Origin of the sequence: Blautia ammoniilytica (genome assembly GCF_025566965.1) — a bacterium.
Lineage (GTDB): Bacteria > Bacillota > Clostridia > Lachnospirales > Lachnospiraceae > Blautia_A > Blautia_A ammoniilytica.
In genome coordinates this window covers 1-12,541 of the sequence record NZ_JAOQJL010000037.1, presented here as the reverse complement: position 1 = coordinate 12,541, position 12,541 = coordinate 1, and the positions used below count along the sequence as shown (strand labels likewise).

Annotated in this window: 12 protein-coding genes and 1 riboswitch; of the genes, 7 read left to right on the top strand and 5 right to left on the bottom strand. The window is 44.1% G+C overall.

Annotation, left to right across the window (positions count from 1 at the left end; genetic code table 11):
* Positions 1-10: 10 nt before the first annotated feature.
* Positions 11-1,531 (top strand): xylulokinase, encoded by a 1,521-nt coding sequence (locus OCV61_RS15005; protein WP_158422502.1) that lies wholly within the window; start codon positions 11-13, stop codon positions 1,529-1,531.
* Positions 1,532-1,646: 115 nt separating this feature from the next.
* On the top strand, positions 1,647-2,366 hold the full coding sequence (locus tag OCV61_RS15000) for a GntR family transcriptional regulator (protein ID WP_158422501.1): 720 nt from the start codon (positions 1,647-1,649) through the stop codon (positions 2,364-2,366).
* Between the two features lie 17 nt (positions 2,367-2,383).
* Here the strand turns inward: OCV61_RS15000 and OCV61_RS14995 are convergent, their stop codons facing one another.
* Positions 2,384-2,662, bottom strand: a complete 279-nt coding sequence (locus OCV61_RS14995) for a type II toxin-antitoxin system HicB family antitoxin (protein ID WP_158422500.1) — start codon at positions 2,660-2,662, stop codon at positions 2,384-2,386.
* Positions 2,663-2,871: 209 nt separating this feature from the next.
* On the opposite strand from OCV61_RS14995, the gene OCV61_RS14990 reads away from it, so the two are divergent.
* The 4 genes from OCV61_RS14990 (at position 2,872) to xylB (ending at position 7,413) form a co-directional block, all read left to right on the top strand.
* A complete protein-coding gene (locus OCV61_RS14990) occupies positions 2,872-3,729 on the top strand; it encodes an AraC family transcriptional regulator (RefSeq protein ID WP_158422499.1) in 858 nt (285 codons plus the stop codon).
* A gap of 95 nt (positions 3,730-3,824) precedes the next feature.
* Positions 3,825-4,448, top strand: a complete 624-nt coding sequence (locus OCV61_RS14985) for a DUF4867 family protein (protein ID WP_158422498.1) — start codon at positions 3,825-3,827, stop codon at positions 4,446-4,448.
* Positions 4,449-4,464: 16 nt separating this feature from the next.
* On the top strand, positions 4,465-5,949 hold the full coding sequence (locus tag OCV61_RS14980; RefSeq protein WP_158422524.1) for an L-fucose/L-arabinose isomerase family protein: 1,485 nt from the start codon (positions 4,465-4,467) through the stop codon (positions 5,947-5,949).
* A 6-nt stretch (positions 5,950-5,955) separates the two neighbouring features.
* Positions 5,956-7,413 carry a xylulokinase gene (gene xylB, locus OCV61_RS14975; RefSeq protein WP_158422497.1) on the top strand — a complete coding sequence of 486 codons (1,458 nt, stop codon included), beginning with the start codon at positions 5,956-5,958 and terminating at the stop codon, positions 7,411-7,413.
* On the opposite strand, the gene OCV61_RS14970 is transcribed toward xylB, so the two are convergent.
* The 4 genes from OCV61_RS14970 to OCV61_RS14955 form a co-directional block, all read right to left on the bottom strand.
* Positions 7,405-8,202: a Cof-type HAD-IIB family hydrolase gene (locus OCV61_RS14970; RefSeq protein ID WP_158422496.1), complete on the bottom strand. Its 798-nt coding sequence runs from the start codon at positions 8,200-8,202 to the stop codon at positions 7,405-7,407. The two genes, xylB and OCV61_RS14970, sit on opposite strands and share 9 nt — an antisense overlap.
* The gene (locus OCV61_RS14965; RefSeq protein WP_262583129.1) at positions 8,202-8,324 is read right to left on the bottom strand and encodes a hypothetical protein; all 123 of its coding nucleotides are present in this window, start codon (positions 8,322-8,324) and stop codon (positions 8,202-8,204) included. The genes OCV61_RS14970 and OCV61_RS14965 overlap by 1 nt, the downstream gene beginning before the upstream one ends.
* Before the next feature lie 41 nt (positions 8,325-8,365).
* Complete coding sequence (locus OCV61_RS14960) at positions 8,366-9,502, bottom strand: sodium ion-translocating decarboxylase subunit beta (protein WP_158422495.1); 1,137 nt, start codon at positions 9,500-9,502, stop codon at positions 8,366-8,368.
* A gap of 320 nt (positions 9,503-9,822) precedes the next feature.
* On the bottom strand, positions 9,823-11,508 hold the full coding sequence (locus OCV61_RS14955) for a formate--tetrahydrofolate ligase (RefSeq protein ID WP_158422494.1): 1,686 nt from the start codon (positions 11,506-11,508) through the stop codon (positions 9,823-9,825).
* A gap of 142 nt (positions 11,509-11,650) precedes the next feature.
* A riboswitch (ZMP/ZTP riboswitch) is annotated at positions 11,651-11,734 on the bottom strand.
* 228 nt (positions 11,735-11,962) lie between these two features.
* Here OCV61_RS14955 and OCV61_RS14950 point away from each other — a divergent pair.
* On the top strand, positions 11,963-12,409 hold the full coding sequence (locus OCV61_RS14950) for a DUF1700 domain-containing protein (RefSeq protein ID WP_262583127.1): 447 nt from the start codon (positions 11,963-11,965) through the stop codon (positions 12,407-12,409).
* The last annotated feature ends 132 nt before the right edge of the window (positions 12,410-12,541 follow it).

Here is a 12,541-nt window from a genome sequence, read left to right as displayed (position 1 = left end):
GGTGATGGGAATGAAGAAGTTTATTTCATATGATCTTGGAACAGGCGGTGTAAAGGCAAGCCTATTTGATGAACAGCTTGGTGTACTTGCAAATTCATTTATTGAATATGGGACAAAATATACTGGTGGGAACTTTCATGAGCAGGCTCCCCAGGACTGGTGGAATGGAGTGGCAAAAAGCACAAGAAAGCTGCTGGAAGAAACAGGAACAGATCCGGCAGAGATCGTAAGTCTTGCACTTAGCGGTCATAGTCTGGTGACAGTTCCTATGGATAAAAATGGCAATATGCTTCTTCAGATGGTTCCCATCTGGTCTGACACCAGGGCAGAAACAGAAGCAAAGGAGTTCTTTGAAAGCTTCAGTGAAGAAGACTGGTATATGCGGACCGGAAACGGATTTCCGGCACCATGCTATTCCATTTTTAAGTTGATGTGGATGAAGAAGAATCAGCCTCAGGTTTATGAAAAAACCTGGAAGGTGCTGGGATCTAAAGATTTTATTAACTATAAGCTTACGGGAAAGATGTATATGGATGATTCCTATGCATCCGGTACAGGAGCTTTTGACCTGAAAAAAAGAAAAATGTCTGATGAGATCCTTGCTGTGGCAGGAATCAGTAAAGAAATCTTTCCAGAGATCATCCCTTCTCATGGAATTGTGGGAGAGGTTACTGAAGAAGCTGCTGCACAAACCGGTCTTGCTCCCGGAACAAAGGTAGCCTGTGGCGGTGTGGACAATGCCTGCATGGCTTTGGGGAGCGTAGGCGGAAGGGAAGGGAGAGTCTATACCTCTCTTGGCTCCTCTTCCTGGATCGCTGTAAATACAAAAGAGCCGGTACTGGATTTTAAGACAAAGCCATATGTATTCGCACATATTCAGGAGAATATGTATACATCCGCCTTCTCTATCTTTGCAGGAGGAAGCTCTTTTAGGTGGGTGCGGGATACCCTGTGCAAGGATCTTCTTGAAAAAGAAGATCCATACAGAGTAATGACCGAGGAAATCAGAGAGCTTCCGCCTGGATCCAATGGAGTGATCTTTAATCCCAGTCTTGCAGGAGGTACTTCACAGGATAAATCTGTAAATATCCGAGGGGCTTTCCTGGGGCTGAATCTGGGAACAGGAAGAGCAGAACTGGTACATGCAGCCATGGAAGGGATTGCCATGAATCTGAAGCTGTCTTTAGATGAATTGGAGAAACATGCTGAACTTGAAAAAGGAATTCAGTTCTGTGGCGGCGGAGCCAGAAATCCATATTGGATGCAGATGTTTGCAGATATATTTAATAGACCGATCATTAAGAGTAACATTGATCAGAATGCTGCGTCTATCGGTGCAGCTGCTATTGCTGCAAAAGCAGTGGGGGTTCTTAAGGATTACAGTATTATCGAGAAGCTTCATATAAAAGAACTGGAATGTAATCCAGAGCAGGAAAAAGCAGAGAAATATGAGAAGCTTATGAAGGTATTTTCTTATACAAGCCAGGTGCTATCTGATGTGGGAGATTACATGAAAGAAAATATGATTTAAAGGGTTACTGTTGAGGTGCTTTGACGCTTATGTGTTTACATTATCTGAAAAATGGGATAATATAGAAATAAATAGTATAAATTACACTTCAGATTAAAAGGATTACGGAGAAAATATGCAAAAGGTAACAGCTTACATGACGGTTTATTTAAGCATTAAAAAGCTGATCAAGGAAGGCGCCTACAAACCGGGGATGCTTCTTCCTACAGAACGTGACCTGGAGAAAATTTATGCTGTGAGCAGGATCACTGTGCGGCGAGCTATCGCCATGCTTTCGGATGAAGGTTATGTAAAAGTGGTCCAAGGTAAAGGCACGGAAGTACGGGACATCTCAACAACTCAGCAGCTGAATACAGTCACTTCTATTACGGAAACATTAAAAAGAAAAGGATATAATATCACAGTAGAAGGGGTAAATATCCAACTGGTGCAACCACCGGAGATTGTGCGAGAGAAGCTGAAACTGGAACCTGAGGTAACGGTTTATCTGATCCAGAGAATTTTATATGCTGATGATAAGCCCATTGCTCTTATGAATAATTACCTTGTGAAGAACCAGATCCCTGGTTTTGAACAATATGCAGGCAAATTTGTAGGCTTATATAATTTCCTGGAAAACACATATGGGGTGGTGGTGACAGAAGCAGATGATACATTCTCAGCGGTGAATGCGGACTATCTGGAGGCCCAGGTGCTTCATTTGAAACAGGGGGCAGCCCTGCTGCGAAGCCGAAGGATTGGATATACTGAGAAAGGTCCTTTCGAATATGTTGATAATAAGCTGGTTGGCGATCGGTACGAATTCAGCATCCATATGACTGGTCGGATCAGATAAAAGAACAGCTGGGGCGATCATTCGTCCCAGCCTTCATAAAATCGGATATTTACAGAGATGTTGCGGACGATCTCTCCTTCTTTAAGGTCAAGATCGCTTTCGTCTGAGATAGGGGGCATTGCAGGTTCATCTTCTGCAAGCTCCAGTGTGATCCAGTCATAAGCTGCCGCATTGGCACTTTCTATGGCTTCATCCAGGGTATCTCCGTCTCCGTAGCAGCTTTCCAGGTCCGGAAAGTAGCCGTGGTATGTGCCGTTTTCTGTCTTTTTAAAAACCGCAGGATAAATAAATTTCATAACAGCCTCCAATAAAAAAGATGATTGCAGGAGTGCGAAGCACAAAGCAATACTAAGCTTTATTATAGGTAATTTCCTGTGGAAAGACAATAGGTGATTTGTGAAATTACTAAATGAGTGATTTGCGAAATTACTAAATGGGTGATTTACAGAATTGCTAAATGTGATTTGCAAACTTGCGAAAGAAGGTATAATAGAAGGTATAATATATGGAATTTCAGCATGAACTGATCATCCCAAATGAAGGGGTGCCTTTTAAACTATTTATATTTGAAGGAATGAATGGGAATTATGCAAGAGAAAAGCACTGGCATACCTCTGTGGAGATTTTTGCTGTGCAGGAAGGGCATCTTTCCCTTTTTTTAAATGATCAGGAGTATCCATTGGAGGCCGGTGAGCTGATCATTATCAATTCCAATGAGGTTCATTCAGTGCAGGCTCCACACAAGAACCGGACCATTGTGCTGCAGATCCCTTTGAAGCAGTTCCAGGATTATTTTACTGCCCAAAGGTTTATCCGGTTTAAAAGTGCTGCCCGTATGAGTGGGCACCAGGATGAGAAGATCCCGGACAACCGGAAGCTGGCCTTTTTTGTGGAAGAGCTTTACAATGTGTATCATCAGGAAGGAGACGGATACGAGTTCCGGACTATGGCATTGTATTACAATATTCTGTTTCTTATGATCCGTGATTATCGTGAATCAGAAGCTGCCAGACAGGAGATTCACGCCAGCCGCAGGCTTGATGCACTGTCAAAGATCACTTCTTATATGAGGGAGCATTACAGGGAAGATTTAAAGCTTTCAGAAATGGCAGCCCTTTTTGGCTATTCGGAGGCTTATTTGTCACGAATGTTCAAAAAATATGCAAAAGTCAATTTTAAGTCATATCTTCAGGATATCCGAATGGCATATGCATACAGAGAACTGATGAATACTGACCATACAATCAGTCAGATTGCACTGGATAACGGATTTGCCAGCAACAGATCATTTGCCAAGGAATTCCAAAAAAGATACCAGATCCTGCCCAGTGCAGTGGAAAGAGAAAAAAGGTCAAAAAAGTGACATGGAATAGACAATAAAAAAGACGAAAAGCATACCTGTTTATGGTATGCTTTTTTTATCGATAAACAAAAAACTTATGGCAAGGAGGTAAAGAGGTGAAGATTCAAAATGTAACAGATGACTCTTTCCGCAAATATGGAAAGGTTCTGGAGGGGTATGATTTTACAGCACTGATCAGGGAGATGAAGCATACACCTGTACCGGAAAATGTGATCTATGTAGCTTCCGTAGAAGAACTGGAAAGCCTGGATGTGGCCAGGGAACTCCAGAACAAAGGCTATGGCGGACTTCCTATTGAGATCGGATACTGTAATGGACATAACAGGAAACTGAATGCAGTGGAATACCATCGCAATTCAGAAATCAATGTGGCTGTAACAGATCTGGTGCTGCTGATCGGACATCAGCAGGATATTGCACCGGATTTTACATATGACACAGCGAATATTGAGGCATATCTGGTACCGGCAGGAACAGGCATTGAGGTTTATGCTACTACACTTCATTACGCACCATGTCATGTAAATGATACAGGCTTTCAGTGCGTGGTAGTTCTTCCAAGAGGGACAAATACAGATCTGACTTTCCAGACAGAGACCGATGGGGAAGACAGACTTCAGACTGCTAAGAATAAATGGCTGATCGCACATGAGGATGCAAAGATCCAGGGTGCATTTAACGGATTAAAAGGTAAAAACATTTCATTGGATGAGGAATAAGGAGGATAATATCATGATGAATAATATGCCACAGATCAAGATTGGAATTGTTGCAGTAAGCAGAGATTGTTTTCCGGAGTCTCTTTCTGTTACAAGAAGAGAAGCACTGGTGAAAGCTTACACAGAGAAATATGATGCTTCTGAGATTTATGAATGTCCTGTCTGTATTGTAGAAAGTGAGATCCACATGGTACAGGCACTGGAGGATATTAAAGCAGCTGGCTGTAATGCACTGGCTGTTTATCTTGGTAACTTCGGGCCTGAGATTTCTGAGACCCTGCTTGCAAAGCATTTTGATGGACCAAAGATGTTCCTGGCAGCAGCAGAAGAGTCCGGAGATGACCTGGTACAGGGCCGTGGAGACGCATACTGCGGTATGTTAAATGCAAGCTACAATCTTAAGCTTCGCAATATTAAAGCTTATATTCCGGAATATCCGGTTGGAAATGCAGAAGAATGTGCAGATATGATCCATGATTTTGTACCTGTTGCAAAGGCTGTATATGCACTGAACAATCTTAAGATTATCAGCTTTGGACCTCGTCCATTGAACTTCCTTGCATGTAATGCACCGATTCAGCAGCTGTACAACTTAGGGGTTGAGATTGAGGAGAACTCAGAGCTTGACCTTTTTGAAGCATTCAACAAACATGCAGGAGACGAAAGAATCCCGGCACTGGCAGAAGAGATGGCTGCAGAGCTTGGAGCAGGTAATAAAAAGCCAGAGATCCTGCCAAAGCTTGCACAGTATGAGCTGACCTTAAAGGACTGGGTAGAGGAGCACAAAGGCTATCGTAAATTTGTTGCCATTGCAGGCAAATGCTGGCCTGCATTCCAGACACAGTTCGGATTTGTGCCATGCTATGTGAACGGTCGTCTTGCAGCACAGGGCATCCCGGTATCCTGCGAGGTTGATATTTACGGTGCATTAAGTGAGTATATCGGTGCAGTGATCAGTAATGATACTGTAACACTTCTTGACATCAACAACACTGTACCAAATGATATGTACGAAAGCGATATCAAAGGCAAATTTAATTATACGCAGAAGGATACATTTATGGGATTCCATTGTGGAAATACAGCAGCAGGCAAGCTGTCTTCCTGCACAATGAAGTATCAGATGATCATGGCAAGGAGCCTGCCTGAGGAAGTAACACAGGGTACACTGGAAGGTGATCTGGTGCCTGGAGATATTACTTTCTATCGTCTGCAGAGCACTTCTGACAACAAGCTTCGTGCTTATATTGCACATGGTGAGATCCTGCCGGTTGCAACACGTTCTTTCGGATCAATTGGTATTTTCGCAATTCCGGAGATGGGACGTTTCTACCGTCATGTATTGATCGAGAAGAATTTCCCACATCATGGTGCAGTTGCATTTGGACATTACGGAAAAGCATTGTTTGAAGTATTTAAGTATATCGGAGTTCCGGTAGATGAGATCGGTTATAATCAGCCGGCAGGCGTAAGATATCCGACGGAGAATCCATGGGGGTAATTGAGTATGTACTATATCGGTATTGACCTGGGCACTTCCGCTGTAAAGCTTCTTCTCATGGAAGAGTCCGGAAAGATCTGTAATATCGTATCAAAAGAATATCCATTATATTTCCCACATCCAGGCTGGTCAGAGCAGAATCCTTCTGACTGGTTTGAGAAAAGCATGGAGGGGATGAAAGAGCTGACCGCTGGGATCGACAGATCCCAGGTGGCAGGCATTGGTTTTGGAGGCCAGATGCATGGGCTGGTAACTCTGGACAAAGAGGATCAGGTGATCCGTCCTGCAATTCTGTGGAATGACGGACGCACGGGAGAAGAGACTGATTACCTGAATCAGGTGGTTGGTAAGGATAAACTGTCCGCATATACTGCAAATATTGCTTTTGCAGGATTTACAGCACCAAAGATCCTGTGGATGAAGAAAAATGAGCCTGACAATTTTGCAAAGATCGTAAAGATCATGCTTCCAAAGGATTATCTGGCTTACCGTCTGTCCGGTTCCTTCTGCACGGATGTATCTGACGCATCCGGTATGCTTCTTCTGGATGTAAAGAACAGATGCTGGTCTGAGGAAATGATCCGGATCTGCGGGATCACAAGAGAACAGCTTCCCAAACTATATGAAAGCTGGGAGGTTGTAGGTACTCTTAAGCCGGAACTGGCAGCTGAACTTGGTTTTTCACCAGAGGTGAAGATCGTGGCAGGAGCTGGAGATAATGCGGCCGCAGCTGTGGGTACAGGTACTGTAGGAGACGGTCAGTGTAATATTTCTCTTGGTACTTCCGGAACTATTTTTATTTCCAGCAAAGAATTCGGAGTAGATCAGAATAATGCACTTCATTCTTTCTGCCATGCAGATGGCAGCTACCATCTGATGGGATGTATGCTTAGTGCAGCTTCCTGTAATAAATGGTGGTCAGAAGAGATCCTTGGAACAAAGGATTATGGTGCGGAGCAGGCACCGATCAAAGAATTAGGTGAGAATCATGTGTATTTTCTGCCGTATTTGATGGGAGAACGCTCTCCTCATAACAATCCGGATGCAAGAGGCGTATTCTTTGGCATGACTATGGATACCACACGGGCTGATATGACACAGGCCGTATTGGAAGGCGTTGCATTTGGTCTTCGGGATTCCCTGGAAGTGGCAAGAAGCCTGGGGATCCAGATAGAACGTACAAAGATCTGCGGCGGTGGTGCAAAGAGCCCGCTTTGGAAAAAAATGATCGCCAATATTATGAACCTTAAGGTGGATGTATTGGAAGTGGAAGAAGGCCCGTCACTGGGCGGCGCCATGCTTGCAGCAGTTGGCTGCGGCGCCTACCCGGATGTGGAAACCATTGGAAAGAAGCTTACAAAGATTGTGGATACTGTGGAACCGGAACCGGCTCTTGTGGAAAAGTATGAAGCAAGATACCAGAAATTCCGTGAATTATATCCAACGATGAAGCCTTTATTTTAAAACAAATTTTTCAAGAACTTTACCAACACCGTCTTCCTCATTGGAAGAGGTAATGTACCGGGCCCGGGTTTTTACCTGGGCCTGTGCATTTTCCATGGCAACGCCAAGACCGGCATATTCGATCATAGGCAGGTCATTCAGGCCATCGCCTACTGCAATCATCTCTTCCTGACGGATATTAAAAAGCTGTCCCAGCCGTTCCATAGCCCTGGCCTTGGATACCTGACTGTTGAAAAACTCCAGATAAGTGGTCTGGGAAGTACAGAAAGTTACCTGGGAAAAAGCATCTCCAGGGAGTTCTTCCTGTATCTTTTTGATCTTTTCTTCTGTATCGATCCACAGGATCTTAGTAACGCCCTGGCGGATCAAAGCATCTTCGTCTTCCATAAGGACAGGCTCGACGCCAGTGTTTTTCTTATAGGCATGGATCTGATCATTCAAAACATTCCCATAAAGCCGATTGCCGGACCAGATACACATGGTGGTATTATAATTCCGGCCGAATTCTAATATCTTATGTATATCTTCTGGTAAAAGTTCCTGTTTGTACAGGATCTCCTTGGTGTCAGAACGTATGATCATGGCACCGTTATAGGTGATCAAAGGAGCCTGAAGACCAAGGAACTGACTGTATCTTTCTACACCCTGGATGGGACGTCCGGTGCACAGGGTGAATAGAAATCCCTGTGCAACAGCTTTCCTGATCGCCTGAGCAGTTCTGGGAGAAATCTCCTTGGAATCATTTAAAAGAGTTCCGTCCATGTCCACTGCCATCATTTTATATTTCATTATTTTTTACCTAACCTTCCCATGATCCATACACAAAGCATGATCAACAGGATGGCTACAAAAATACCAGCCATTCCTTTGCCCATGATTTCCAGGGCTGCCATTATATTCTCTGTATTCATTGAGATTCCCTCCTACGTCTATACATTATAATTATGAATCTTTAAAGCAGGCTTGTTACCAGATTGATCACAAGTCCTCCTGCGATAACAGAAGCGATCTGACCGGATACATTGGCTCCGGCTGCGTGCATCAGGATAACATTGCTTGGGTCTTCTTCAAGTGCCATTTTCTGGATCACGCGGGAAGACATGGGGAATGCAGAGATTCCAGCTGCGCCAACCATGGGATTGATTTTTTTCTTAAGGAACAGGTTCATAAATTTGGCAAGAAGTACACCGCCTATAGAGTCCATTACAAAGGCAAAAAGTCCGATCAGCATAACCATTAAAGTACCTTTTGTAACAAAGTATTCTGCACGCATGCTGAAGGAAATGGAAATACCAAGTAATAATGTGATCAGGTTGGCGAGTGTATTCTGAGCGGTATCGGACATGGTGCCAAGTACGCCGCACTCACGGATCAGATTACCAAACATCAGGAATCCTACAAGGGCCACAGACTGTGGTGCTACCAGTCCTACGATCATAGTAACAACAATAGGGAATGCAATACGCATTTTCCTGGAAACAGAAGCCGGATTGTATTCCATATGGATCTGGCGTTCTTTTTTTGTTGTAACAAGCCGGATGGCAAAAGGCTGTATAATGGGAACCAGCGCCATATAGGAATAGGCGGCTACTGCTATGGCACCTATATATTTTGAGTGCAGGACCTGGGATACCAGGATGGAGGTAGGACCGTCAGCAGCACCGATGATACCGATGGAGGCTGCATCCTTCAGGTCAAAACCAAGAACGGTTGCCAGCAGGATTGCTGCAAAGATCCCGAACTGTGCACCGGCACCAAATAAAAACATCTGTGGGGTAGAAAGCAGTGGACCAAAATCGATCATTGCTCCGATACCGATAAACAACAGGATGGGCATAGCCTCGGAAGCATTGATCCCTACATTGTACAGCCATTCGATCACTCCGTTTGCCTGAATGCCGCCCTGAAGGGTCTGATCAAGTACACCTGTAAAGGGAAGATTAACCAGAATGGCGCCAAATCCCATTGGTAAAAGCAGGGATGGTTCATAACCTTTTTCGATTGCCAGATAGATCAGCAGGATACCTACTGCGTACATAACCACCTGCTGCCAGGTGAGAGCCTGGACTCCTTCAATTAAAAAACTCATGATTTTCCTCCTGAAAAATGGATTTTGAGAGAGAGAAACGATGTACTAGTACAAGCATGTTTCTTTCATGACTGCTGCCCGTGAATTTATAGTAAATAAAAAAGACTTTTATTACAGTATTTGCTGAATGAACAATAAACATACTGTAATAAAAGTCTTGCTATTTCAATTTTAGGCGGGTCACTGTACTGGTGGCCGTTCTGACGCCTGAAAATCCACTGGATGAAACCCTGATAAAGGTCCATGCCTGTGGCAGCTACTCCCTCTTATTGGAAGTATTATATCTATAAGAGAAAGTATTTGTCAAGGTTGAATTTCTATTAGAAAAGACCTGTGATCTTTCCATTCTCGTCTACGTCGATCTTCTCAGCAGCCGGTACCTTCGGAAGTCCTGGCATGGTCATGATCTCGCCGGTAAGTGCTACGATGAAACCGGCACCTGCAGAAATCTTCAGGTTACGTACTGTTACCTCAAAATCTGTAGGAGCGCCAAGCTTGGTCTGGTCATCTGTCAGGCTGTACTGTGTCTTAGCTACACAGATCGGGCAGTTGCCAAAGCCAAGAGCCTCTAACTGTTTTGCCTGTTTCTGGGCATTTGCTGTAAGAACAACTCTCTTACCGCCATAGATCTTCTGAACGATCTGGTTCAGCTTGTCTTCAATGGAGCCTTCCAGCTCATAGGAATATGTGAAGTCGTTTGGCTCATCACACAGACGTACTACTTCCTCAGCCAGCTTCAGACCGCCTTCGCCGCCCTTTGCCCATACTTCGGAAAGCGCTACGTTTACGCCAAGCTCTTTACATTTTGCTTCTACCAGGTCAAGCTCTGCCTTAGTATCTGTTGGGAATGCGTTGATAGCTACTACACATGGCAGTTTGTATACGTTGCGGATATTGCTTACATGTTTCAGAAGGTTGGGAAGACCTTTCTCCAGTGCTTCCAGATTCTCATTGTTCAGGTCAGCCTTCGGAACGCCGCCGTTGTATTTCAGTGCACGTACAGTGGCTACGATCACTACTGCGTTTGGCTTCAGGCCTGCCATACGGCATTTGATATCCAGGAATTTCTCTGCACCAAGGTCAGCACCAAAACCAGCCTCTGTGATGGTGTAATCAGCCAGCTTTAAGGCCATTTTTGTAGCAGTTACAGAGTTGCATCCGTGAGCGATGTTTGCGAATGGTCCGCCGTGTACGATGGCCGGTACATGCTCCAGTGTCTGTACAAGGTTTGGCTTCAGGGCATCTTTAAGAAGTGCAGTCATAGCGCCCTCTGCGTGAAGGTCACCAGCTGTTACCGGCTTCTGCTCTGATGGTTTGCCATATGTATATCCGATGATGATTCTGGAAAGACGTTCTTTCAGGTCTTTGATGTCACTTGCAAGGCAAAGAACAGCCATGATCTCAGATGCAACCGTGATGTCGTATCCGTCTTCACGAGGCATACCGTTTGTTCTTCCGCCAAGGCCGTCTACTACGTTACGAAGCTGACGGTCATTCATATCTACACATCTTCTCCAGGTGATCTTACGTGGGTCAATGTTCAGTGCATTTCCCTGGAAAATATGGTTGTCGATCATTGCTGCCAGCAGGTTATTCGCTGCACCGATGGCATGGAAATCACCTGTAAAGTGAAGGTTGATATCCTCCATAGGAACAACCTGTGCATATCCGCCGCCTGCTGCACCGCCTTTAACACCGAATACCGGTCCAAGGGATGGCTCACGGAGAGCTACCATAACACTTTTGCCCATTTTCTGCATTGCATCAGCCAGACCAACGGTAGTTGTTGTCTTACCTTCACCAGCCGGTGTAGGGTTGATAGCAGTCACAAGGATCAGCTTTCCATTTTCTTTGTCAGATTCTTTTAAAAGATTGTAATCGATTTTTGCTTTGTACTTTCCGTACTGCTCCAGGTATTTGTCATCAATCCCTGCTTTTTCTGCGATCTCAGTGATCGGCTTCATTTCGCATTCCTGTGCGATCTCAATGTCAGTTTTGAATCCCATAAATTTCTCCTCCTGATTTTGAATAAATATTGATAGCCTTCCGGGAATATTCTGCCTTTACTCTCCGGGAACATTGCTGCCGGACCACAGGATGGGTACAATGCCATCATCCTGTTAAAAAAGGGCAGTATCTGATGAGATCAAATACTGCCCAGACGGTCGGCTGTGTCCAACTTCTGAAATCCCTGTGGTCAATTCCACGAATCCGTCAGTATTCAGAAGCTTTTCAACTGATGAAATCACTTTAGCATAAGTGGATGAGATTGTCAAGTATTTATCAATGTTAATTGATAGAAAAATAACAGTTAAATTTGTGCAAAATTCATAAAATGATAAAAAGATTATAGAAATTTTAGAAAAAGTATATAGGATATCCCTGTCCTTTATGATAAAATGAAGCCATGATGTTAGGAAATGCCCCAATTACGATATGGAACGAGAGGTTGGATACAGCATGGATCGAAGAGGATTTTTAGACATTTTGGAGAGTCAGCTGACCGGGCAGATGCATGAAGGGAAGATTGCTGCACATTTAAGGTATTATGAGGATTATATACAGTCCCAGGTGATGAAGGGAAGATCAGAGCAGGATGTGCTGAACGAACTTGGAGATCCCAGGCTGATCGCCAGGACTCTTCTGGATACAGATACGGATAATGGCAATATATCCTATGAGGAGTATTCTACAGAAGATTCTGGCTTTTCCGGGGATAGCTATAGCGAAGACAAGAGACAGGTTCACAGTTTTCAGGATAAGCCCTGGTATGAGAAGCTGATCTCTCTTGTGATCTTTGTGGGGATTTTAAGTGTGCTGATTCGAATGATCGGGCGTATTATGCCGTCTCTTGTTATGATAGCATTAGGGGTGTATGTGATATCTTTTTTATTTCGACGGAGATGATAGGTATTTCCAAATAAGAGGTATGCGGACAGATTAAGAAAGATGATCTCTCGGAATTCTGATTGATCATGCCAGCGAAACTCTGGCAGTGAACTTTGAAAAGTAGATATTGTTTCTGGAACAAAAAAACGG

Coding starts and splice junctions, on each gene's coding strand:
- OCV61_RS15005 (WP_158422502.1), top strand. CDS start 11: ATGAAGAAGTTTATTTCATATGATCTTGGAACAGGCGGTGTAAAGGCA.
- OCV61_RS15000 (WP_158422501.1), top strand. CDS start 1,647: ATGCAAAAGGTAACAGCTTACATGACGGTTTATTTAAGCATTAAAAAG.
- OCV61_RS14995 (WP_158422500.1), bottom strand. CDS start 2,662: ATGAAATTTATTTATCCTGCGGTTTTTAAAAAGACAGAAAACGGCACA.
- OCV61_RS14990 (WP_158422499.1), top strand. CDS start 2,872: ATGGAATTTCAGCATGAACTGATCATCCCAAATGAAGGGGTGCCTTTT.
- OCV61_RS14980 (WP_158422524.1), top strand. CDS start 4,465: ATGAATAATATGCCACAGATCAAGATTGGAATTGTTGCAGTAAGCAGA.
- xylB (WP_158422497.1), top strand. CDS start 5,956: ATGTACTATATCGGTATTGACCTGGGCACTTCCGCTGTAAAGCTTCTT.
- OCV61_RS14970 (WP_158422496.1), bottom strand. CDS start 8,202: ATGAAATATAAAATGATGGCAGTGGACATGGACGGAACTCTTTTAAAT.
- OCV61_RS14965 (WP_262583129.1), bottom strand. CDS start 8,324: ATGAATACAGAGAATATAATGGCAGCCCTGGAAATCATGGGCAAAGGA.
- OCV61_RS14960 (WP_158422495.1), bottom strand. CDS start 9,502: ATGAGTTTTTTAATTGAAGGAGTCCAGGCTCTCACCTGGCAGCAGGTG.
- OCV61_RS14955 (WP_158422494.1), bottom strand. CDS start 11,508: ATGGGATTCAAAACTGACATTGAGATCGCACAGGAATGCGAAATGAAG.
- OCV61_RS14950 (WP_262583127.1), top strand. CDS start 11,963: ATGGATCGAAGAGGATTTTTAGACATTTTGGAGAGTCAGCTGACCGGG.